Annotated in this window: 2 protein-coding genes; both read left to right on the top strand. The window is 36.4% G+C overall.

The annotated features are described in order from the left end of the window. Nucleotides 1-71: 71 nt before the first annotated feature. Nucleotides 72-497 (top strand): HTH domain-containing protein, encoded by a 426-nt coding sequence (locus tag AC1DCY_RS27190; protein ID WP_477355809.1) that lies wholly within the window; start codon nucleotides 72-74, stop codon nucleotides 495-497. Between the two features lie 134 nt (nucleotides 498-631). Next, the coding region (locus tag AC1DCY_RS27185) for an IS3 family transposase (RefSeq protein WP_477355806.1) at nucleotides 632-966 on the top strand (335 nt) is incomplete at its 3' end.

The raw sequence follows: 966 nt of genomic DNA, 5'->3' as shown, positions 1-966 counted from the left end.
ACTTTCAAAAAGGTCATCTTATAGGGTATTTTTGTTTATAATGAAGAAAAAAACGAGCGGTGGTAAATAGTATGACTAAGAATTTATTTTCGAAACAACAACAGGCACAATTAAAATTAAATCCATAYGTCAAAACGGTAAGCGCGAAARCYATTACTTATACAGATGAATTTAAAGAATTTTTTATTGATGAATATGATAAAGGCAAGTATCCAAGTGAAATTTTCCTTGAGGCGGGTTTTGACATTGAAGCCCTTGGTCCAACACGTATTCAGAGAGCTTCGAATCGTTGGCGTACGGCTTAYAAAGAGCATGGGWTAACAGGTTTAGAAGATGCCAGAAAACATACTTCAGGTCGCCCTTTAGAGCGTGAATTAAGTTTAGAAGAAAAATACGCACGCTTAGAGGCGAAGATGAAATTGTTAGAAGCAGAAAACGAATTTTTAAAAAAGCTAGATCAACTCGAAAGGCAGCTGATAAGGAAGAAATCAAAATAAGTACTACACAAAAATTTGAGTTAATCCATCAAATTATTGAAAAATATCAATTAAATCGAATGGTACGATATCTTTGTGAAATCGCAAATGTTTCACGCTCAGGCTACTATCGCTATTTTAGAGAAGAAGCTGTCTTGACTCGTCAAAAACAGAATGAAGAAGATGAAGTGGTGAAAGAAGTCATTTTAAAGGCCTTTCATTTTCGAGGTCGAAAGAAAGGCGCACGTCAAATAAAAATGACACTAGAAAACCAATATGCAATTACATACAGCCTCAAACGTATCCGTCGCATTATGAAAAAATTTAATATCATCTGCCCCATTCGAAAAGCAAACCCAGCGCGTCGCATGGCAAAAGCAACGAAGGAACATCGCATATGCCCTAACAATTTACACCGCAACTTCAAGCAAGGTGTGGCAGGAAAAGTATTACTAACCGATATCACATATCTAACATATGGAGGCGGCAA

It is taken from the genome of Lysinibacillus sp. 10T31 (genome assembly GCF_056394365.1).
This window is presented reverse-complemented; position numbering and strand designations above follow the sequence as displayed.